Genomic DNA, 17,758 nt, shown 5'->3' on the forward strand with positions numbered 1-17,758 from the left:
CTACCAGGGGTTTCGCCATGTCATCAGGCGAACGTCAACCTCGCGATGATGCTGTGATCAGCAACTCACCGCACGGGGATGAAAACGGCTCACTGCAAGTCAGACGAACAGGGTGAAATCGCTACGAGTGGAGGGAATGCTTCGATCTTCCTCCCCTGGTCCCTAGATCAAATTTTGCTCTCAACCATCGAGTACAAGTACCGGCTGCTTGGAGTTGCCGAGGGATCGGAGGGTTGAGGAGCGAATTGCGACGTGTGCCTCAGCCATGCTTATGCGAGGTGGCCAGCCACAGGCGGCGTCCAGACTGCAGGTAGGAGCTCTGTCGCCCTTCGGTACGCATGCTTGAGAGTGTCATGCCGCTCGGCCACGGTTGTGCCGGTCTGGGCCATGAGCACTTCGCGAAGCGGATGACGTGATTCGATGAGGTCGTTGTTTCGCTGTTCGAGCCACGGCATCCACGTCTCGTGCGGAGCACGGCCACCTTTGGCGCTGTTGCAGGACCAGCAGGCCAGGACGAGATTCCAGATGGCATCGACGTCGGGGCCACGCCAAAGACGAGTGAGCAGCTTCCAGGGCAGAACGTGCTCGACAATGGGGCCAGAGCCTACGTTCTGCGTCATGAGCTCGTTGCAGTAGGCGCAGCGGCCATCCTGATAGCCGTTGAGAGCGGCGACCACCCCGGTCACGCTTCGTCGACGCTGCTTGGACTGGAGGACCAGGGCCTGCTTGTCAGGGTCGTAAACAAGAGAGGGGCCCAGGACTCCGTCGGATATGCCAGTGGCCCACGCCGTCTCCACCAGCCGCCAACGGGCAGCGGTTTCCGCGTCCAGGTCCTGGGCGTGCACCGATCGAGCGAGTTCGAGTAATTCGTCGCGCAGCAGGAGGCCGGGAGCGGAGGAGTTCTTGCGCTGATCCTCGTAATAGCTGACCGGCGCCTGGTCGCCACCCAACTTGGGGAACGCGTCGATGACATTGTTGAAGCCGAGCTGGACGGTTCGCCGATGAAGCGCGTCGCGGTCGAGCTCGCCGGCGTTGAAGGCGCGACAGGCGTCCAGGAACTTACTTCGAGCCGAGGTTCCCTGTCGGGGCTGACGCTCAAGAGCTTCACACAGGAGTTCCGCGTACCGCGGTGCCAGTTCCTCGAGCGTGACGCGGTCACGGCCGGTGGCAGCGATCTCCAGCAGCGTCGCGCCGAAGGCGAACTTGTAGGTGGCCGAGTTGGCGCCGTACAACACGATGGCTCGCCATACGCTTTCACCGGTGACCACACCGCGGCGGAAGTCCATGTGAGCAGTATCGGTGAAGGAGGCGACAATTTTGGGCGAGGAACAGAGGATCATCTACGGCAAGCTGGTGCGCGATCAGATCCCGCAGGTCATCGAGGCCGATGGTGGGAAGGCCATGGTGCGTGTGCTTGACGAGTGTGAAGTGCTGCCCGCCTTGACGGCCAAGCTCGCTGAGGAGGCCGAGGAGCTGCGCCGTGCCGAACCGCATGATCGCCTGGAAGAGCTCGCCGATCTCTATGAGGTTCTGACGGCGTTGACCGAAGCGCTTGGATACTCCGACGAGGAGGTCAAGGAGGCCGCACGGCACAAGCGCACCGAGCGAGGCGGCTTCAGACGCCGGCTCTGGCTGGACGAGGTGAGATCAGCCGAACGGTAATGAGAGGTTGATGGTGATCAGCCGGCTCGCAGCCCTCCCAGACCAGCACCATCGATCCTCGACGAGGCCGCCCCAAGATGTTCCTGGCGAGAAGGCCGAGGCCGGCATCACCGCCGGGCCAGTTACAGGTCGTACCGGCGGCTTATCTCCAGCGCCTGCTGCTCGGTGACCTCAACCGCGGTACGAGTGATCTGCCAGCGTAGATCGTTCAGGATGGTTTCACCCGCGTGCTGGACCCGTCCGTTGTGCCGATCGAGCTCTCCATCGAAGATCTTGGCGACCGGCCCTGTCCAGATCCTGCCGGTGTGGAAGTTCTTGGCAGGAGTGTTGAGCGCGACCTGCATATCGTGAATTAACGGCTCTATCGTCTTCAGCGCGTTCTGCAGCGCCTCACGTAAGGGATTAGGCACCATCTCGGGCATCGCTTCATCCCTTCTCTTTCTGAGACGGACGGGGGGACGGCGAGTCGCCAACGAGGAGCCTCGGTGCTATCAGCCTCATGAAAGCCACCATGTCGGCGGCGTTGTCCCGCCCTTGAATCCCCTGCACGAGCTCGACCAGCAGGCGGCCTTGCCCCTTGACCAATATCGCCCCCACGCGACTCGTCTTATCTGAGTCCACCATGTAGGCGCCGTAGCCACCCGGAACGATCTCAGGAAGCAGCTTCCCTCCGTCCTTGAGGTATTCATCCACCTGGCCATGAGCTCCACCGGAGTCGAGGATGACATGCAGTACTTGCTGTCGACTCTCTCCGCCGGACCTGTATAGCGCGCAGTTTCCCCAGCCCTCACCTCCCTGCCAAGGTCTGAGCGAGCCGTTCACGATCGGGTCACTCACGCCGGTCATCAGCTTGGCGGCAGTCGCTGGAATATGCCCACACAGGTAAGGAGAGGACGCGACCGACGGCAGTGGAGCCGTGTCGATTGCAGAAGGAGCTTTCTGGCACCCCGCTATGAAGGTCAGCGCACACATCAGCAGGGCAGCCGCTCGCCCGACAGATTTCCTCATGCGACTAGAAGTCCGGGAAACCGTTGTCGAAAGCCTGGTCGAGACTCTGCCCTACTTCAACGTCTACCCATGGGTTGTTCTCCGGGCGTCGCAACCATGCGTTATAGGCATTGTATGGCCGCTGATCCGACTTCATCATCTCTCCCAGCGTCTTCAGTGTCTTGCCGTCGTCCTCGAGGAAATTGTTCGACGCCTTGCGAGGATCCGCCCCGGGCGCTAAATCGGTCAATGAGGCCCAGGGGTGCGATTTCGCGGGCGGATCCGAAGAGCCGAACATGCCATGGTTGAACATGGCCTGTACCCCAAGCTGACGAACCAGTTCACGAGTCTGTCGAGACGTGAAGTTGGCGGACGACACGGCCTGCTTCTCCGCTGTGCCTTGGGCACTGTCCTCGATCAGCCCTCCCCACGCGCCAACGACACCCGCCGTGATCGGCCATGTTCCCGTCTGCGGGAAGGACAGTCCCGTGTTGACGACCGCCATGAGGATCTTCATGTTGCGCTTCTGGGTGTCATCCAGTTCGCGCCCTTCCTCGATTTTCCCGATTCCAGCGGCGTGCACGAGCATCCCGAAAGCCGTTCCCGCCTCAGTCGCCGCAGTGATCAAGGCACCCTTGTTGCCAGTCTCCGCGATGCGGGCGGCGCCGTGATCGAACAGGGCACCGCTCCAGGCCGCCTGGGCGGCCATGACGACTCCGAACGCCTTGTCGTCCTTGGTGAAGACGTCCTTCATCACCGCGCTCAGTTCTTCGCGGTCGAACTTCGCTCCCCATGGCTCCTTCCCGGGCATGCCGGGGTGGTCTTCCTGATATACGCCAGGCTTGGCGAACTGCCCCGTCGCGGCGCGGTCGACATCAGGAATGTAGGCCGCCAGGATCCGCCCGATGGAGGCGGGAGCGACGAATGACTCCTGCGGTCTGCCGGCTTTGATCTGCTCGAATTCGAGATGCATGAGGGTTGAAGCCAGATCGGCCGATCGGTAACCGGACGACGGTTGCGCGGCCGATCCCGCGCGATCGCGCAAGGACATCGTGGCTGCTTCCAACGCCTTGCCCACTGCCACGCCACCATCTCCCAAGGGAAGTGTGGTCGTGTAGTACTTCAGCCTGTCGCCGTCGGCGAAGAAGCCTTGAGCCGCCTCCGGGTTCTTGCTCAACGCCTCCATCACGTCCGCCATCGGATGCCGTCCGACGCCGTGGTGCATCGCCTGCTTTCGCTCGACGTCATCTAGCTTCTTCGCTGCCTCCAGCAGGAAGGAGCTGTTGAAGGTCCCGTGTTTCAACGCCGCGGCGATCCCTGCCTGAGTGGTGCGCGAGAGATTGGCCATCAGGTCGTTACGCCACTGCGTGCTCAGCTGTGCGCTGGCACTCCCCAGCGCCTTGCCCAGAGCCGCTTGCAAGCGTTGGGACTTCTTGTCCTGTCGGTCGGTCTTGGCGAGGAGTCGTCGCACTCGCTCGGGCCCCATGGCGTTCATCAGTTTGAGCGCGAATCCCGTGTCTCCCGCATGCTTCTCCAGCTGGGCAAGCGTCTTGTCGTCGACTTCCTCACCATCCGCGGCCAGGTTGAGGTAGGCCGCCGCCGCATAAGCATCCGGGTCGTAAGAGACCTTCTTGTGTAGTTCCTCGTCGAACCCGAGCAGCCCGCCGGCCCCCTTTGGTCCCCAGGTTTCATCCACCGCCTGGATCGCGTCGTTCCGACGCCGGAGCTCAGGAGTTTTGGCGTGGATCCAGCCTTCCGCCTCCCGCATGGCGCCCAGCCCCGAGACGTCCAGCTCAAGCTTCTCCATGACACGCCTGACCAGCGGCTCGTTCCTACGGAGCAACTCTCCGGCACGGCTGAGCGCCTTCTGGAACTGATCCATCCATGATGAATTGATACCGGAGTACTTGTCGTCGAACAGCTTCGGTGGCAGATCGGTCGGCTGGGTCATGAGCGTTTCCGACATCTCGGGGGAACACGTCCGGACCGCCAATCAGCCTAACCTCAGCCTGACATTTGTCTAAGGAATCCTGCAGTACCGATATGGCGATTGGCGTTTTCGACCAGGAGTACGCAAGTCGGCCCGCTTCCGGTTCAACCACTGGGCCGCGAGTGCGGGCGGACGCTAAGTCCCTCGTACCTGGCTGTGAGCAGGTAAAGGTCCATCTTTGATTCCGCCAGCGCGACCTCCCCGCTACGCTTTCGGTGACCATGTGATGCGGCCCGACGGGCTTCCGCACTCGTACGACTCCGGTCGGAGCGGATAGGCCCCCACCCGCACGAGTTCATTCGTGCTGCCTGGGGGACAATCCGTGACGGCTCTGCGGCTGTCTGTCGACAACCTGCTCACCTCCCCGAACGAGGCCGTTCTGGCGGAAGCGATCGCTGAACACGTGCGGGCGACCACAGGACGCCGTCCCTCCCCCTCCGAGTTCAAGTCCTGGCAGCGCAGCTTGCCGGTCCTCGCTCGAGACCTTGCCGACGCCGGTCTGCACAGGGTCGAGATGCTCGTGGAGTACAAGCTCCCCCTGACCAGCCAACGTGTGGATGTGGTTCTTGCCGGCGTGCATCCGCGTACCGGCGAGGACTCGTACGTCGTCGTCGAGCTCAAGCAGTGGAGCCGTGCTGAGCCCTCCGAGTCGGGCGAGCACCTGGTCATCGTGGAAGGCATGCCGGGCGGCGAGACGCTGCACCCGGCCGAGCAGGTACGCCGGTACTGCGAGTACATGTGCGACTTCCTTGGAGCGCTCAACGGCAAGCCGAACGCCGTGCACGGGGCCGCGTACCTGCACAACGCCATGGACCTGGACGTCGACGGGCTGTCGGAGCAGGTCCGGGACGAGCGCAGCCGCATGTTCACCAAGCAGCGGCGCGGCGAGTTCCTCCGGTACCTCAGCGAGCGCCTGTCCGACAAGCCGGGCGCCGACGCCGCCGACCGGCTCCTCAAGAGCGCGGTCGCCCCGAGCAAGCAGCTCATGACGTACGCGTCCAAGGAGATTCGCGAACGTGAGCAGTTCACGCTGCTCGACGAGCAGCAAGTCGCGTACGAGCTGGTCATGGGCGCCGTGGACCGAGCACGGCGGGCGGACTCCAAGCAGGTCGTCATCGTCACCGGCGGTCCGGGCAGCGGGAAGAGCGTCATCGCGCTGTCCCTGCTGGGCGAGTTGTACAGGCAAGGACGCTCGGCCCTGCACGCCACCGGCTCGCAGTCGTTCACGCAGACCATGCGCCGCTATCCCGGCCGCGGCAGCACCCGGATCAAGAACCTGTTCAAGTACTTCAACAGCTTCACCGACGCCGAACAGAACGGCATGGACGTGCTGATCTGCGACGAAGCCCATCGCATCCGCGAGACGTCCACCAATCGTTTTACGCCGGCCGCAAGGCGGACGGGGCGCAGCCAGCTCGACGAGCTGCTGTCCGCGGCCCGCGTGCCGGTCTTCCTCCTCGACCAGCACCAGGTGGTGAGGCCCGGCGAGCTCGGCACCGTGGACAGCATCGAGAGCTACGCCCGCGCCAAGGGCTACGACGTGCGGTTCGTCTCCCTCGATGAGCAGTTCCGCTGTGGAGGCAGCCGCAAGTACGAGCAGTGGGTGCTCCGGCTGCTGGGTCTGGCCGACGGCGGTCCCTTGGAGTGGGACGGAGACCAGGACTTCGACGTACTGCTCGCTGACTCGCCGCAGGAGCTCGAAGCCTTCCTCAGCGCCCAAACGGGCACCGCCCGCATGACCGCAGGCTACTGCTGGCCTTGGAGCGACCCCCGTCCCGATGACACCCTCGTCAACGATGTCGTCATCGGAGACTGGGCACGACCGTGGAACGTCAAGAAGGACCGCGCTGTCGGCGACTATCCGCCGAGCATGTTGTGGGCCAGCGAGCCGAACGGGTTCGGGCAGGTCGGCTGCGTCTACACCGCCCAGGGGTTCGAGTACGACTGGAACGGCGTCATCCTCGGACCCGACCTCACCGTCCGGGATGGGCGGCTTGTCACTGTGCGCGAGGAGAACAAGGACCCTGCCTTCAGGAGCCGTAAGTCCGTTCCCGACAGCGACTTCGACCAACTCGTACGGAACGTGTACAAGGTCCTGCTCACCAGAGGGATGCGAGGCACGGTGATCTACGCGGTCGACCCCGAACTGCGGAATCACCTCGCCGGTCTCATGCGAACGGCGACAACATAAGGGTGGCCTCGGGCCGAGATGGCTCGTAAAAGCCCCAGTTCATGATGCCTGCCCCTGGACAGGCGGTGACACCCGTGGTTGAGGGCTCTGCATGTCCAGCAACGCAACGTGAAACGGCCCCGGAAGACCGGGGCCGGGGTTGGATCGGGCGAGCTAATCGCTCAAGGCATCGTTGATTTTGCTGTTGATCTGCTCTTGTTGGCCGTCCATGCATTTCGCGTAGACCCGCAACAGCACGTCCACGCTGTGGCCGGCCCGCTTGGCGACCTCGACGGCCGGGACGCCGGCGTTCAACCAGAGCGAGACCGCCGCGTGGCGGAGATCGTAGGGGCGAGCAGCGAGCGAAGAGGCGGCCTGTTCCGGGGTCAGGGCAAGCTTGCGGGCTTCCTGCCAGACGTAGGAGTGCGCCGAGCTGGAGTAGGTGCCCCCAGTGCCCGTGGCGAAGATCCTGCCGTCTTCGGCGGTGCCGTACGCGGCGATGTGCTCACGGAGCATGGCGACCAGGGCTGGCGGGATGGGGATCTCTCGTGTCTCCTTGTCCGCGCGGTGCTTCAGGCTGCGCGACTCATGGGTCTCGCCCGAATTGGTCCAGCGCTTCGTTCCCTGGGGGCGCGCCTTCTCCAGGACGATCAGCCCCCAGCCGGACTCCGGCAGGGTGCAGTTCCTCTGCCGGAGGTCGGCTGCCTCTTCCGGGCGCAGCGCGGCGTAGTAGATGCAGGCGAACAATGCCTTGAGCCGGGGACCACGCTTACGCCCAACCTTGGAAACAGCGTCGAGGAGCTGCTTCGCTTGGGCCGGGTTGACCACCGTTCGTGGGTCAACGGCTGTCACCGCCTTGGGCATGGTCCATTTGATTCCGTCCAGCGGGTTGCTGCTAAAGATCTTCTGTTCCACCGCATGCTCCAGCATGTGATGCAGTACGGCCCGCTTGCGTCGCACGGTGTTCGCGCCCGCCGGGGTGCCGGCGAAGGTGACCGAGATGGAGTCGAGAGCGGCACGGAGAACGTGTGCCTCCGCGAGAGCCGATATCGGGAGTGAGGCTCCTTGCAGCCAGTTCAGGGTCACGGTTTGCGCCGAGGTCAGAGAGGCCCGACGCTTCTCTGGCAGCAGCGCATGAACTCGGAGGACCTCCCGTAGCTCTTCTGCCGAGGGACGGCGTGGCGCGTCAGCTACCAAGGCCGGGACCAGCGACAGGAGCGCGTACGCGTCCGTCTCCCTGGTTCGTGCCGCGGACGTGCTCCAGCGGCGAAGCACGTACGCCTGGGCGAACTCCAGGAACGTCGGTCCCGAGGACTCGGGAGCCAGCATCGAGACCGGCAGACCGGTGGCAACGTCGAATTCCTCCCCCGCCTTCGCCGCTTGCCGGAGGTCGGACATGAAGGCGTTGGCGAGTCCCTTGGTCCGGAAGCTCTTGGACCTCTCCTTGCCGGCGACCCGCCAGCGAGCGACGTACGCCGGGGTGCCACGGTTGGAGCGCTGCTGGACTTGGCTGAACTTCACGTCGTAGGTGGTGTTCATGCAGCCTCCCGTCGTGAGTCGAGCCAGGCCATGAGGTCGCTCCGCCAGACGCGGAGTTCGAGGTTGGGAAGCTGGACGCAGACGGGTGCCCGGCCGAGCTCTCGCCAGCGGTAGAAGGTGCGCCGGGACACCCCGCCCAGCTCGGCGAGAACCTCGGGGACGGTGAGCAGTTCGTCGCGGCGGCTCATCAGGCACCGCCCGGGAGGTCTGGGACGGGCGTTCCCGATATCGCTGCGGCGACCAGTTGGTCGGCGAGGCTGTAGCCCTTGCCTGCGTAGGTCCATTCGCTGACCACGAGGACGGTGTCCTCTTCGAACAGGGGCAGGCGGCCGGTGGTGATCTCGTGGTCGCGGGCGTGGTGTTCGCGGGCGGCGCGGAGTTCGCCGAGTGTGGTGGAGTAGCGGCGGGATCGGGTGGAAAAGTGGCCGCGGAAGCCCAGCATGTGGGCCCAGTTGGCGAGGCGCAGTTCGGCCAGGTCGTCGATGCTGCCGAGGCGGAGGCATTCGGTGATGAGGCGCTTGGGGTGGTCGCGGAGGTTGTAGGCGTCGAGGTTGTCGAGGGGGTTGATGCGGCGGTCGAGAGTGCCGACGCATTCGGCGGCTTTGGTGGCGTACTTGGCGATGTAGCCGGCGACGGCTTGCTCGGTGAGATCGCCCTCCAGAGTGATGGGACGGGTGTCGACTTGAGTGCCCCACTTGAGGAGGCGGGCGGGCTGGTTGTCGATGGCAGGGGTCTCGGCGCTGACAGCGTGGGCGGAATGTTGTACCGCCTGTGACAGGACGTCGGTCGTGGCCCAGGCCGGTGGTGAGGTGGCAGGACCGCTCGCGCCGTCGAGGCGGATGACGGCGTGGAAGTGGACGACGCCGCGGCGTTGGTACTCGGCGACCTTGGCGAAGGAGACGGTGAGGTGTTCGCGGAGCTCTTTGAGGGTCAGACCGCCGAGTTTCGCCAGGCGGCGGCGCAGGGAGTCGGCGAAGCGCTTCCACAGCAGCGGTGCCAGGGCGTTGAACAGGACGGAGCCGGTGTAGTCGTAGCAGTCCGGGCACAGGGGTTCGCCGAGGTGGGGATCCTCGGGGCTGTGCTTGGTCATGCAGGACAGGACGCGCCCGTGCGGACAGGTTCGCCCGTTGCGGCGGGCGTGGCAGGGCAGGGCCTTGCCGTGCTTGTCGCGGCGGGTGTGGACCGCTCCGAAGGTGGGTGCGGTCAGGGTGACGAACAGGATGGGGTGAGCGGTGACGGTTTCCGGGACGCCCTTGCCGCCGATCAGGCCCGCGCGGATGAGGTGGTAGGTGTCGGCGCGGTAGACCTCCGCGCAGGCTGAACAGCGGGAGGCCCGGCGGGTCTTGCAGGGCAGGCGGAGAATGCCGTCGGGTTCGGTTCGGGTGGTGTAGCGGTGCAGGAGCCGGCCGGTCGCGCGGTCGTAGTGGTCGACCTTGCCCCGCAGGTGGATGGGCTGTCGGCAGCCGCCTGTGGAGCGGACCTGAGCAGCCCAGCGGTCGTAGTCCTCGGCGTTCAGTCGGGCGATCACGCCCGCAAGGGCGTGCGGGTTGGTGGTGCGTGCAGGCAAGATGGAAGCCTCCTTTCACTCATTCGGGTGAGGGGATGGCCCCCGACCTGGCACTCGTCTTGGCGGATGTGCGGCCAGGCCGGGGGCGCTGCGCGTTACGCGCCGTGGTTGTCGATGCCGGTGCCGTCGCAGTCGCGGCAGCGGTTGCGGTCGTCGTCCAGACCGGTTCCGGTGCAGGTGCAGCAGCGGTGGTGGATGAGTTCGATCAAGGTCTGTTCACCTCCCTCGCCGTGGTGCGGCGGTGAGGTAGATGCGCCAGTGGGCGGGCCTGGCTCGGTCGGGGTAGAGCCGTGAGGCGGCGATGACGGTGAAGTGCAGGCGTAAGCGGAACAGAGCGTCGATGACTTCGGCGCGGGTGCCGTCGATGCGGATGCGCATGATCGCGTCTCCTGTGGTCAGGTTGCCGAGTCGGGCTTGATGCAGCCGAAGTAGCTTCTTTCGGCGTCGTGGCGGGCTCGCGCGGCAGCCAGAACCGCCACGGCCCGGTACTCCACAGGCCCAAAGCAGACCGAGGTGGCATAGTGGCCGTACGGGGAGTCGTCGAACTCAATGCGGGAGCCGATGCGGGCGGCGATGTGGTCGATCTCGTCGCACATGTCGGCGTCGTTGTCGTGCTCGGGGAAGTGATGGACGACGACGTTCGAGGAGACGGGCACCTCTGGGTGAGCCTCCAGGAAGGCGGCCAGGTTGAGCAGGCCGTCGATAAGGTCAGCGCGATGGTTGCGGGTCATCAGGTGATCTCCCTTCGGTCAGGTGGTTCGTAGGGTGTTGAGCAGGTCCGAGGCGAGTTGGCCAGACACACCGAGATGGGTGCGTAGGGCATCGCTGGTGATGGGTTTGCCATGGCGGGCCTGATGCTCGTCTGCGATGCGGCGGGCGTAGTCGAGTAGGGCCGGTGCGGGTCCGTCCTGGCGGTTCTCTTCGTCGGTACGTGGAGGTTCCGGAACGGCGGACGGTGTCACGGCGAGTGAGGTCGTTGCCTCGTGCGGCTCAGGAGCGGTGTGCGAGGCGCGGCGTTCGAGCATCGAGACGGCGAGCAGGAAGGCGCCGGCCGGAGCGGCGGCGGTGATCCAGCCCCAGACGGTTGGAGCGGCCTGGGCGAGGTTGGCCGCCAGGGACAACGCGATGCCGCCGACCAGGACCAAGACGGGCCACGAGGCGAGGCCGCGACGCGCTCTGCCTGTCTTCTTGTCGTGCTGGCGTTCACGGGCGGCCATGACGCAGGTCAGATCGATGCAGACGGCGACGGCCCAGGACATCCAGCCGGTCTGACCGTGCTCGGCCGCGGTGTCGCGGATGTGGGTGAACGATCCGGCACCGGCGATGACAGCCAGGACGAGCACGGGACCGGAATCGAGCAGCCAACGGGCCAGGCGTCGCATCGTTGCCCTCCCTTCGATCTGATCAGGCGTTGACAGCTTCGGGCAGGTGGGTGGTGATCTCGGTCCAGGACGGAGTGAGATCGGCGTGAGCACGAGCGGCGTGTTCGGCGGCCTGCTCGGTGACGTAGAAGGATCGGGCGCGATACCACTGACCGTCCTGGCCGGCGACGATGGCCACGCCAGGTGTCTCGGCGGGAATGGCACGGGCGGACACCAGGGCGGCCGGGTCGAGGTCGCCGAGGGTCATGGTGGCGGTTTCGGGATCGTTGACGCGGTGGCAGATCCGTCCCGAGCACTGGGCGCGTAGAGCGGTGACGCCAGGCCCGAGGTCGGAGCCGATCCTCTGACCGCAGCAGAACAGGTAGATGCCGAACGCCCTACCGAGCTGAGCCACCCGAAGCAGCGCCGTCGCTGTCTTGGCGATCTCGTCCTTCTCGGACTTGTCGGCCATCAAATACAGCTCCGCCAGCTCGTCGACCAAGACCACGATCGGGATCGGGCGGATGCCGGGCGGGAGCTGCCAGATGTTCCGAGCACCGGCCTGACGGCACAGCCCCATCCGATCGACCATCAGGCCGACAAGGTCATCCAGCAGCGTGACCGACTCGGCGCGCGACGTGGCCAGCGCGGACAGTCGCGGACTGTAGGGAGTGAACTCGACCCCGCCTTTCAGGTCAAAGCCGACCAGTGCCACGGGTTGTGGAGCCAGGCCGACGATCAAAGCGTTGGCGAGGTTCGACTTGCCGGACTGGGTGGCTCCCGCGTTGAGCCAGTGCGGAACGGTCCGGAAGTCGATAGTCCACGGCTTGCCGTTCTCCAGCCGACCGACCGTCACCTTGAGCAGCTCCGTCGAGGCGGGCAAGGTATCGACCTTGACCAGCGGATCCCGCATGGTGGCCATGAGCACCACTCGACCGGGCCGGGGCGAGGAAGCGCGGATGGCATGCACACCCCAGGAGTGCGCCAGGCGTTCGGCGGCGTCGGCGTAGTCGCCGGGTGTCTGGCCTTCCAGGGTGTGAAGGGTGACGCGCCAGCCGTGCCGGGTGGGCAGCGGCAGCCACATGAACGGCTTGGTGTCGACGGCGACGCGTTGGAAGCGGCGCTTGACCCTGACCGTGCCGCTGGAGGCGACCAGGCCAGGGACGGTGGTGAACCAGAAGCGCTGCCGCTTCTTGGTCAGCCCGCAGCCGAGGGCGACGCGTCGCCAGGACGCGCGTACGGACAGAGCGGTGATCGGGTAGCCGAGCACCACCCAGAAAGACGCCGGATGCCAGCGGCGCCAGGCCCACAGCCCGGCCGCGAGAGCGGCCAGGGCTGCGAGCAGGACGAGCGTGTCACGCATCGGCGGTCTCCCGGATCGGGAGCAGGGCCGAGGCGCGGTAGCTGATGCCCCACCGGCCGGCGATCTCCCAGACGTAGCCGAGGAGTCCGACCGGGTTGACCTGGTCGCCGACGTTGATGGGCGGCTCTCCGGTGGTGGCGATCTTGACGAGTTCGATCCGGCCGAACTCGTCCTCCACGGAGACGGTGACCTCGAAGACGGTGTTGCCGTTCTTGTCGGTCTTGATCTCGCCGGTGTCGCGGTTGAGGACGCGCGGACGCGCGGCCTTGACGCAGGTGATGGCGAGCTTGCTGACATCCACGGGGATCGGAACGGAACGCATGGGCAGTGACCTCCTATTCGTCGTAGTCAACATAGTTAACCTAGTTGCCTCGGTTGTCAACGTCCTCTCGGTTGGCTTGGTTGTCGTTTCGTGGTGTGATGGACTGCGATGGTCAAGAACACCGGGCGCCCCGGCTACCTCCAGATCGCCGACGATCTCCGAGCGAAGATCAGCGGCGGCTCTCTCGCGCCCGGAACGCCTTTGCCTTCCACCGCCCAGCTCGCCGAGCAGTACGACGCCTCGCTGTCCGTGGTGAAGATGGCGGTTGGCATCCTGCGCAACGAGGGCCTGGTGATCGGCCAGCAGGGCAAGGGCGTGTTCGTACGGGAGGCCGGCGAAGTCCCTGCGGCCGGCGACTTGGCGAGCGAAGTGAACGAGCTGCGCAGTACGGTCCGGGATCTGTCGGAGCGCCTCGCGAGGGTCGAGGAGCAGCTGGCTACGTCCACTGCACGCCGCTCCGGGCGTAGCAGCCGGTAACCTTCCGCGCCAGCGACGCGGACGCTCCGTTCGGGTGCTGCCGCAGGCTCAGGGCCTTGTCCTCTCGGCGGATGCCGACGAGGACCATGACGTATCCGACGAGCAGTGCGATGCCGAGAACTCCGGCGAGGATCAGCGGGATCACGTCCAGCTCACCCCCATGGCGGCCAGGCCGCGAGGAGCGCGCGGGGGACGCCGGACCTCGCCGCTCCGCCTGCCGCCCCGGTTCTTGGCGGCCTGCTTCTTGAGCCAGCGCTCACGGGCCCGGCACTTGCGGCAGCTCTCCTGCCCCCTGGCGATGAGTGCCCCGCAATGGCAGGTGGGGTCCGGGTAGATGTCGTGGTTCATGGTGATCACGTCTCCTTTCGGTCGGTCTGGCGTTGCCTTGTGACACCAAGATTGCGACGGAGAGTGAGGACGAGATCACTACACGACGGGACATGTTCAAGACGTCCGGCCTACGATGTGCAGGTCCCCGGACGTCCCCGGAGCAGGTGATATGGCGAACGAACGGCTACGTGCCGCCCTTCTGCAGAAGGGCGTGAGCATCACCGACCTGGCCAATGCCATCCAGGTCGACCCCAAGACGGTCGAACGGTGGATCACCAAGGGGCGCGCGCCGTACCGAAAACATCGATTTGCGGTGGCTTCCTACCTCGATGCCGAGGAGACCTACCTCTGGCCGGAGGCCCTGACCCGCGACCAGGTCGCCGCCGCGTCGGAGTCAGAGATCGTCACCGTCTACCCGCACCGCTGGGCCGTCCCCAGGGACGTTTGGGGACGGCTCTTCTCAAGCGCGTCCGAGGAGATCGGCGTGCTCGTCTACAGCGGCTTGTTCCTTGCCGACGACACAGGCATAGTGCGCATGTTCGGCGAGAAGGCCGACGCCGGCGTACGGGTGCGCATCCTGCTCGGCGATCCCGACTGCGCCGAGGTAGCCCAGCGCGGCAGGGACGAGGGCATCGACGACGGCATGGCCGCCAAGATCCGCAACGTACTGGTCCTGTACCGATCCCTTCAGGGACGAGAGAACGTGGAGTTCCGCTTGCACGCGACCGTGCTGTACAACTCGATCTATCGAGCTGACGATCAGTTCCTCGTCAACACCCATGTGTACGGCGTCCCCGCCGGCAACGCGCCGGTCCTGCACCTCCGCAAGGTCGTCGGCGGAGACATGGTCGCCACGTACGCCGAGAGCTTCGAGCGCGTCTGGGACGGCGCCCGGCCGGTAGGGTCCTGAGCCGTGGCCAAGCGGATCGACTACTACGACGACCCCGACGCGCCGACCCCCAACAGCCTGGTCCCGTCCGTGAACGTCATCGTCACCAACGTCGCGGACGAGATCCTGATGATCCGCCGCAGCGACAACGGCAACTGGGCCGTTCCGGGGGGCGCCATCGACCTGGGCGAGTCCATCCCGCAGGCCGCAGTCCGGGAGACCCTCGAAGAAACCGGGATCACCTGCGAGATCACCGGCCTGGTCGGAACCTACAGCGATCCCCGGCACGTGATCCTCTACACCTCCAACGGCGAGGCCCGCCAGGAGTTCTCCCTTGTCCTGACGGGCCGGGCGATCAGCGGCGAGCCGACACCGAGCGACGAGTCCCGCGAGGTCCGCTGGGTGCCCCGCGATCAGATCACCGAACTGTCGATGGACCGGTCGATGCGGATGCGCATCGAGCACTACCTAGCCGGCACCGCCCTCCCCCACATCGGCTAGCGCCGCCTGCACCGCCCGCACCGCGGACAGGATGCACGGCGTGGAAGTGGTGATCGACCGGCTGACCAGGTGTTCGGGGCCGTACCGGGAATGGATCTCGGCCAGACGTTCCGTGACGTCGAGATGCTGTCCGGACGGCCCTGTGGTCATGTCGCAGTAGGTCAGCGCCTGGACCAGCTCCGGCCGCTCCTCATCGAACTCCTGGGTCAGCTCGGTGAAGAGAGACCGTTCGCGTGCCTCGTTGACGGCGCAGGAGTGGTGCGCGACCAGGCGGCAGAGCGTGTCGTCTGCCTGGTGGACGTCGCGCAGGTAGCGCGCCCCATCAAGGGGGTGGAAGCCGGTCGAGACGAGATCAGGGGCGTATCCGATGTCGTGCAGGTAGGCGGCGGCGGTCAGGGTGTCGGCCTCGTCGCCGAGGATCGGCGCCAGAGACACGGCGCGGGCGGCTACTCCCTGGGTGTGCGCCCAGCGCCGCGGCAACGTCGTCTCCAGCAGGTCCTTGGCGAGGTCATGAGCCCATTCAGCTTGTCCCACGTTGTTCACGATAGGCACGGGATGCCGGAAACACTCCAGACCACTCGCCGGGACGTCCCAGGACGTCCTCACTTGCGCACGAACCGCCCTCGCCCATGCTCCGACACGATCAGCCCTTCCTGCTCCAGCACCGCAAGCGCCTGCCGGACGGTGCTCCGCGACACCTTGTGTTCCCGCCGCAAGTGCGACTCGCTCGGCAGGGCGCTACCGGGCGCCAGCTCCCCGCGCTCGATCTGACCTCGCAGCTTCCGCGCGATCACCTGATACAGGTACGGCTCCTCCTTCGGCTTGTCTCCGCCGAGGACCAGCCGGCCTTTCGCTGGGATGGTGAGGATCAGCCCTTCGTCCTCCAGCATCGCCAGCGCCCGGCGCACCGTGTTGCGTGCGACGCCGAACTCCGCGCACAGCGCCGCCTCAGACGGCATCATCGAACCCGCTGGGTACATGCTCATCGCGATCCGTTCTCGAAACCGGTCAGCGATCTGCGTGAAGATCCGCCAACCAGTGAGCCACTTGTTCACCGTCGACGTACTTCAGGCCCCATAGGCCTCGACGATCCGCTGCAGGTCGATTCCGAGTTCGCCCTGCTCCCCCTCGTGCCAGCCCTCCTGCGCGGCCTCCGTGATTCGCTCGACGGCCGCGGCCATGCGCAAGCAGGTCACCCGCTCGTCCCCTTGGTCACCCCAGTAGAACCAGCAGAACGCGAGGTGGACGAAGACGCGCCGGACCCGGAATCGGCTGTCGGTCACGTCCAGCCCTGGCCGGCCGTCCTCGGCCACGACGAGCACCGCGGGAACGTCCCGCTCCGCAAGCTCGTCCCTCAGTGCGGTGAGCACGCGCTGCGCGTATGCGTGCTGTCGTTCCTTCATGCTCGCCATAACGAGCCGTCCCTTCACTGTTACGGACTGTGTATGTCGAGATTCGCCCGCACAGCGGAACCTCTACACCGCAACTCAGGGACGTCTAGGGACGTCTCGTGTTAGCGTCCAGGCATAGCCCCTGGTCACGCGAGAGGTGCGCATGAACGACAACCTTCGCCACGCCCTCAACACCGCCCGCCTCCAGCCCGCGGACGTCGCCGCACACCTCGCCGTAGACCCGAAGACCGTGCACAGGTGGCTCAAGGGCCGCATCCCCTACCCGCGCCACCGCTGGGGCATCGCCGATCTCCTCCAGGTCGAAGAAGCCGAACTCTGGCCCGACATCGCTCAGCAGCAACGCCCCCTGAACGACGAAGTCCTGGCCATCTACCCACACCGCTGGGCAGTCCCCCGAGCCACATGGCGCCACCTATTCCAGTCAGCCACCGGGGAGATCGGCATCCTCACCTACAGCGGTCTCTTCCTCGCCGAGGACGCCGGCCTCATCCGCCTCCTGGCCCAAAAGGCACGGACAGGCGTAAGGGTGCGCGTCCTGGTCGGCGATCCTGACGCCCCCTCCGTAGCTGCACGCGGGATCGACGAGACCATCGGCGCCGACGTCATGGCCTCTCGCGTACAGAACGCACTGACCCTCTACCGGCCACTAGCTGACATCGAGAACGCGGAAATTCGCCTCCACCGAACGGTCCTCTACAACTCGATCTACCGAGCCGACACCGACCTACTGGTCAACTGCCACGCCTACGGCACACCCGCAGCTCAAGCTCCTGTCATGCATCTCCGTGCCATGGAGCAAGAAGCAGCGGCGGCAACCTACCTGGCCAGCTTCGAGCGTGTCTGGGGCAACGCCGAGGTCTACTCACAAGCGAGCTGAGCAGCTCGCCAGACGACCAGCGACAGACAGACAGCAAGATCAGAAAGCAACTTATCTACACGTGATCAAGGGCAGTCCGCCTGTGGCGGCCTGCCGCGTGTCGGGCGGCCGCTGGCCGCGCTGCGGCTCTTCGGCCGGTCGCGGCCAGCGCCGCCCACGCTATGTGCATTCGCTACGAACTGACACCGTGAGAGCGCCGGCCATGTTCATGATGGCTTCAGCCAAACATGCTTGCTGGTCGCACAATTGACTCACGAGGCACCATTAGGGGCATTACGCCCAAAATGGCAGTCAAGTTCGGAACGTTCCAA

General features: G+C 65.6%; 22 protein-coding genes. 6 read left to right on the top strand and 16 right to left on the bottom strand.

Annotated elements, in window-relative coordinates:
• Positions 1 to 269: 269 nt before the first annotated feature.
• Positions 270 to 1,286, bottom strand: a complete 1,017-nt coding sequence (locus ABT158_RS47240) for an HNH endonuclease (protein ID WP_352365363.1) — start codon at positions 1,284 to 1,286, stop codon at positions 270 to 272.
• Between the two features lie 13 nt (positions 1,287 to 1,299).
• On the opposite strand from ABT158_RS47240, the gene ABT158_RS47245 reads away from it, so the two are divergent.
• A complete protein-coding gene (locus ABT158_RS47245) occupies positions 1,300 to 1,662 on the top strand; it encodes a nucleoside triphosphate pyrophosphohydrolase (RefSeq protein WP_352365365.1) in 363 nt (120 codons plus the stop codon).
• 122 nt (positions 1,663 to 1,784) lie between these two features.
• On the opposite strand, the gene ABT158_RS47250 is transcribed toward ABT158_RS47245, so the two are convergent.
• The 3 genes from ABT158_RS47250 to ABT158_RS47260 form a co-directional block, all read right to left on the bottom strand.
• Positions 1,785 to 2,084: a hypothetical protein gene (locus ABT158_RS47250; RefSeq protein ID WP_352365367.1), complete on the bottom strand. Its 300-nt coding sequence runs from the start codon at positions 2,082 to 2,084 to the stop codon at positions 1,785 to 1,787.
• 4 nt (positions 2,085 to 2,088) lie between these two features.
• Entirely contained in the window at positions 2,089 to 2,355 is a 267-nt protein-coding gene (locus ABT158_RS47255) for a hypothetical protein (protein WP_352365369.1), read from the bottom strand.
• A gap of 319 nt (positions 2,356 to 2,674) precedes the next feature.
• Positions 2,675 to 4,600: a hypothetical protein gene (locus tag ABT158_RS47260; RefSeq protein ID WP_352365371.1), complete on the bottom strand. Its 1,926-nt coding sequence runs from the start codon at positions 4,598 to 4,600 to the stop codon at positions 2,675 to 2,677.
• A gap of 592 nt (positions 4,601 to 5,192) precedes the next feature.
• Here ABT158_RS47260 and ABT158_RS47265 point away from each other — a divergent pair.
• Positions 5,193 to 6,830 carry a DNA/RNA helicase domain-containing protein gene (locus ABT158_RS47265; protein ID WP_352365373.1) on the top strand — a complete coding sequence of 546 codons (1,638 nt, stop codon included), beginning with the start codon at positions 5,193 to 5,195 and terminating at the stop codon, positions 6,828 to 6,830.
• Between the two features lie 153 nt (positions 6,831 to 6,983).
• Here the strand turns inward: ABT158_RS47265 and ABT158_RS47270 are convergent, their stop codons facing one another.
• The 8 genes from ABT158_RS47270 to ABT158_RS47305 form a co-directional block, all read right to left on the bottom strand.
• Positions 6,984 to 8,348 carry a tyrosine-type recombinase/integrase gene (locus ABT158_RS47270; protein WP_352365375.1) on the bottom strand — a complete coding sequence of 455 codons (1,365 nt, stop codon included), beginning with the start codon at positions 8,346 to 8,348 and terminating at the stop codon, positions 6,984 to 6,986.
• Entirely contained in the window at positions 8,345 to 8,536 is a 192-nt protein-coding gene (locus tag ABT158_RS47275) for a helix-turn-helix transcriptional regulator (protein ID WP_352365377.1), read from the bottom strand. The genes ABT158_RS47270 and ABT158_RS47275 overlap by 4 nt, the downstream gene beginning before the upstream one ends.
• Entirely contained in the window at positions 8,536 to 9,915 is a 1,380-nt protein-coding gene (locus ABT158_RS47280) for a replication initiator (protein WP_352365379.1), read from the bottom strand. Before ABT158_RS47280 ends, ABT158_RS47275 begins: the two co-directional genes overlap by 1 nt.
• A gap of 216 nt (positions 9,916 to 10,131) precedes the next feature.
• A complete protein-coding gene (locus ABT158_RS47285; RefSeq protein ID WP_352365381.1) occupies positions 10,132 to 10,293 on the bottom strand; it encodes a hypothetical protein in 162 nt (53 codons plus the stop codon).
• 17 nt (positions 10,294 to 10,310) lie between these two features.
• Positions 10,311 to 10,646 (bottom strand): hypothetical protein, encoded by a 336-nt coding sequence (locus ABT158_RS47290; protein WP_352365383.1) that lies wholly within the window; start codon positions 10,644 to 10,646, stop codon positions 10,311 to 10,313.
• Positions 10,647 to 10,664: 18 nt separating this feature from the next.
• A complete protein-coding gene (locus ABT158_RS47295) occupies positions 10,665 to 11,297 on the bottom strand; it encodes a DUF2637 domain-containing protein (RefSeq protein WP_352365385.1) in 633 nt (210 codons plus the stop codon).
• Positions 11,298 to 11,319: 22 nt separating this feature from the next.
• Positions 11,320 to 12,639, bottom strand: a complete 1,320-nt coding sequence (locus ABT158_RS47300; RefSeq protein WP_352365387.1) for an FtsK/SpoIIIE domain-containing protein — start codon at positions 12,637 to 12,639, stop codon at positions 11,320 to 11,322.
• Complete coding sequence (locus ABT158_RS47305) at positions 12,632 to 12,961, bottom strand: SCO3933 family regulatory protein (protein ID WP_352365389.1); 330 nt, start codon at positions 12,959 to 12,961, stop codon at positions 12,632 to 12,634. Before ABT158_RS47305 ends, ABT158_RS47300 begins: the two co-directional genes overlap by 8 nt.
• 108 nt (positions 12,962 to 13,069) lie before the next feature.
• Here ABT158_RS47305 and ABT158_RS47310 point away from each other — a divergent pair, with 108 nt between their 5' ends.
• Positions 13,070 to 13,438: a GntR family transcriptional regulator gene (locus tag ABT158_RS47310; protein WP_352365391.1), complete on the top strand. Its 369-nt coding sequence runs from the start codon at positions 13,070 to 13,072 to the stop codon at positions 13,436 to 13,438.
• A 141-nt stretch (positions 13,439 to 13,579) separates the two neighbouring features.
• Here ABT158_RS47310 and ABT158_RS47315 read toward each other — a convergent pair whose 3' ends face one another.
• Positions 13,580 to 13,795: a hypothetical protein gene (locus ABT158_RS47315; protein WP_502911627.1), complete on the bottom strand. Its 216-nt coding sequence runs from the start codon at positions 13,793 to 13,795 to the stop codon at positions 13,580 to 13,582.
• A 142-nt stretch (positions 13,796 to 13,937) separates the two neighbouring features.
• Between ABT158_RS47315 and ABT158_RS47320 the strand changes: the two genes are divergently transcribed.
• Positions 13,938 to 14,678, top strand: coding sequence for a DUF5919 domain-containing protein (locus ABT158_RS47320; protein ID WP_352365393.1), 741 nt, complete (start codon positions 13,938 to 13,940; stop codon positions 14,676 to 14,678).
• A gap of 3 nt (positions 14,679 to 14,681) precedes the next feature.
• Positions 14,682 to 15,158 carry an NUDIX hydrolase gene (locus ABT158_RS47325; protein WP_352365395.1) on the top strand — a complete coding sequence of 159 codons (477 nt, stop codon included), beginning with the start codon at positions 14,682 to 14,684 and terminating at the stop codon, positions 15,156 to 15,158.
• Here ABT158_RS47325 and ABT158_RS47330 read toward each other — a convergent pair.
• From ABT158_RS47330 to ABT158_RS47340, 3 genes are all read right to left on the bottom strand, one after another.
• A complete protein-coding gene (locus ABT158_RS47330) occupies positions 15,126 to 15,692 on the bottom strand; it encodes an HD domain-containing protein (RefSeq protein ID WP_352365397.1) in 567 nt (188 codons plus the stop codon). The two genes, ABT158_RS47325 and ABT158_RS47330, sit on opposite strands and share 33 nt — an antisense overlap.
• A 68-nt stretch (positions 15,693 to 15,760) precedes the next feature.
• Complete coding sequence (locus tag ABT158_RS47335) at positions 15,761 to 16,213, bottom strand: GntR family transcriptional regulator (RefSeq protein WP_352365399.1); 453 nt, start codon at positions 16,211 to 16,213, stop codon at positions 15,761 to 15,763.
• Between the two features lie 12 nt (positions 16,214 to 16,225).
• Positions 16,226 to 16,570 (bottom strand): hypothetical protein, encoded by a 345-nt coding sequence (locus ABT158_RS47340; RefSeq protein WP_352365401.1) that lies wholly within the window; start codon positions 16,568 to 16,570, stop codon positions 16,226 to 16,228.
• Between the two features lie 142 nt (positions 16,571 to 16,712).
• Here ABT158_RS47340 and ABT158_RS47345 point away from each other — a divergent pair, with 142 nt between their 5' ends.
• Positions 16,713 to 17,447 carry an XRE family transcriptional regulator gene (locus ABT158_RS47345; protein WP_352365403.1) on the top strand — a complete coding sequence of 245 codons (735 nt, stop codon included), beginning with the start codon at positions 16,713 to 16,715 and terminating at the stop codon, positions 17,445 to 17,447.
• The last annotated feature ends 311 nt before the right edge of the window (positions 17,448 to 17,758 follow it).

It is taken from the genome of Nonomuraea sp. NPDC001636 (assembly GCF_040298265.1).
In the GTDB taxonomy this organism is placed as follows: Bacteria; Actinomycetota; Actinomycetes; order Streptosporangiales; family Streptosporangiaceae; genus Nonomuraea.

Bases quoted from the DNA above. Each gene is read 5' to 3' on its own strand.
- ABT158_RS47300 (WP_352365387.1), bottom strand. From the start codon at position 12,639: ATGCGTGACACGCTCGTCCTGCTCGCAGCCCTGGCCGCTCTCGCGGCC.
- ABT158_RS47305 (WP_352365389.1), bottom strand. From the start codon at position 12,961: ATGCGTTCCGTTCCGATCCCCGTGGATGTCAGCAAGCTCGCCATCACC.
- ABT158_RS47290 (WP_352365383.1), bottom strand. From the start codon at position 10,646: ATGACCCGCAACCATCGCGCTGACCTTATCGACGGCCTGCTCAACCTG.
- ABT158_RS47320 (WP_352365393.1), top strand. From the start codon at position 13,938: ATGGCGAACGAACGGCTACGTGCCGCCCTTCTGCAGAAGGGCGTGAGC.
- ABT158_RS47285 (WP_352365381.1), bottom strand. From the start codon at position 10,293: ATGCGCATCCGCATCGACGGCACCCGCGCCGAAGTCATCGACGCTCTG.
- ABT158_RS47275 (WP_352365377.1), bottom strand. From the start codon at position 8,536: ATGAGCCGCCGCGACGAACTGCTCACCGTCCCCGAGGTTCTCGCCGAG.
- ABT158_RS47240 (WP_352365363.1), bottom strand. From the start codon at position 1,286: ATGGACTTCCGCCGCGGTGTGGTCACCGGTGAAAGCGTATGGCGAGCC.
- ABT158_RS47260 (WP_352365371.1), bottom strand. From the start codon at position 4,600: ATGACCCAGCCGACCGATCTGCCACCGAAGCTGTTCGACGACAAGTAC.
- ABT158_RS47310 (WP_352365391.1), top strand. From the start codon at position 13,070: ATGGTCAAGAACACCGGGCGCCCCGGCTACCTCCAGATCGCCGACGAT.
- ABT158_RS47340 (WP_352365401.1), bottom strand. From the start codon at position 16,570: ATGGCGAGCATGAAGGAACGACAGCACGCATACGCGCAGCGCGTGCTC.
- ABT158_RS47270 (WP_352365375.1), bottom strand. From the start codon at position 8,348: ATGAACACCACCTACGACGTGAAGTTCAGCCAAGTCCAGCAGCGCTCC.
- ABT158_RS47295 (WP_352365385.1), bottom strand. From the start codon at position 11,297: ATGCGACGCCTGGCCCGTTGGCTGCTCGATTCCGGTCCCGTGCTCGTC.
- ABT158_RS47345 (WP_352365403.1), top strand. From the start codon at position 16,713: ATGAACGACAACCTTCGCCACGCCCTCAACACCGCCCGCCTCCAGCCC.
- ABT158_RS47250 (WP_352365367.1), bottom strand. From the start codon at position 2,084: ATGCCCGAGATGGTGCCTAATCCCTTACGTGAGGCGCTGCAGAACGCG.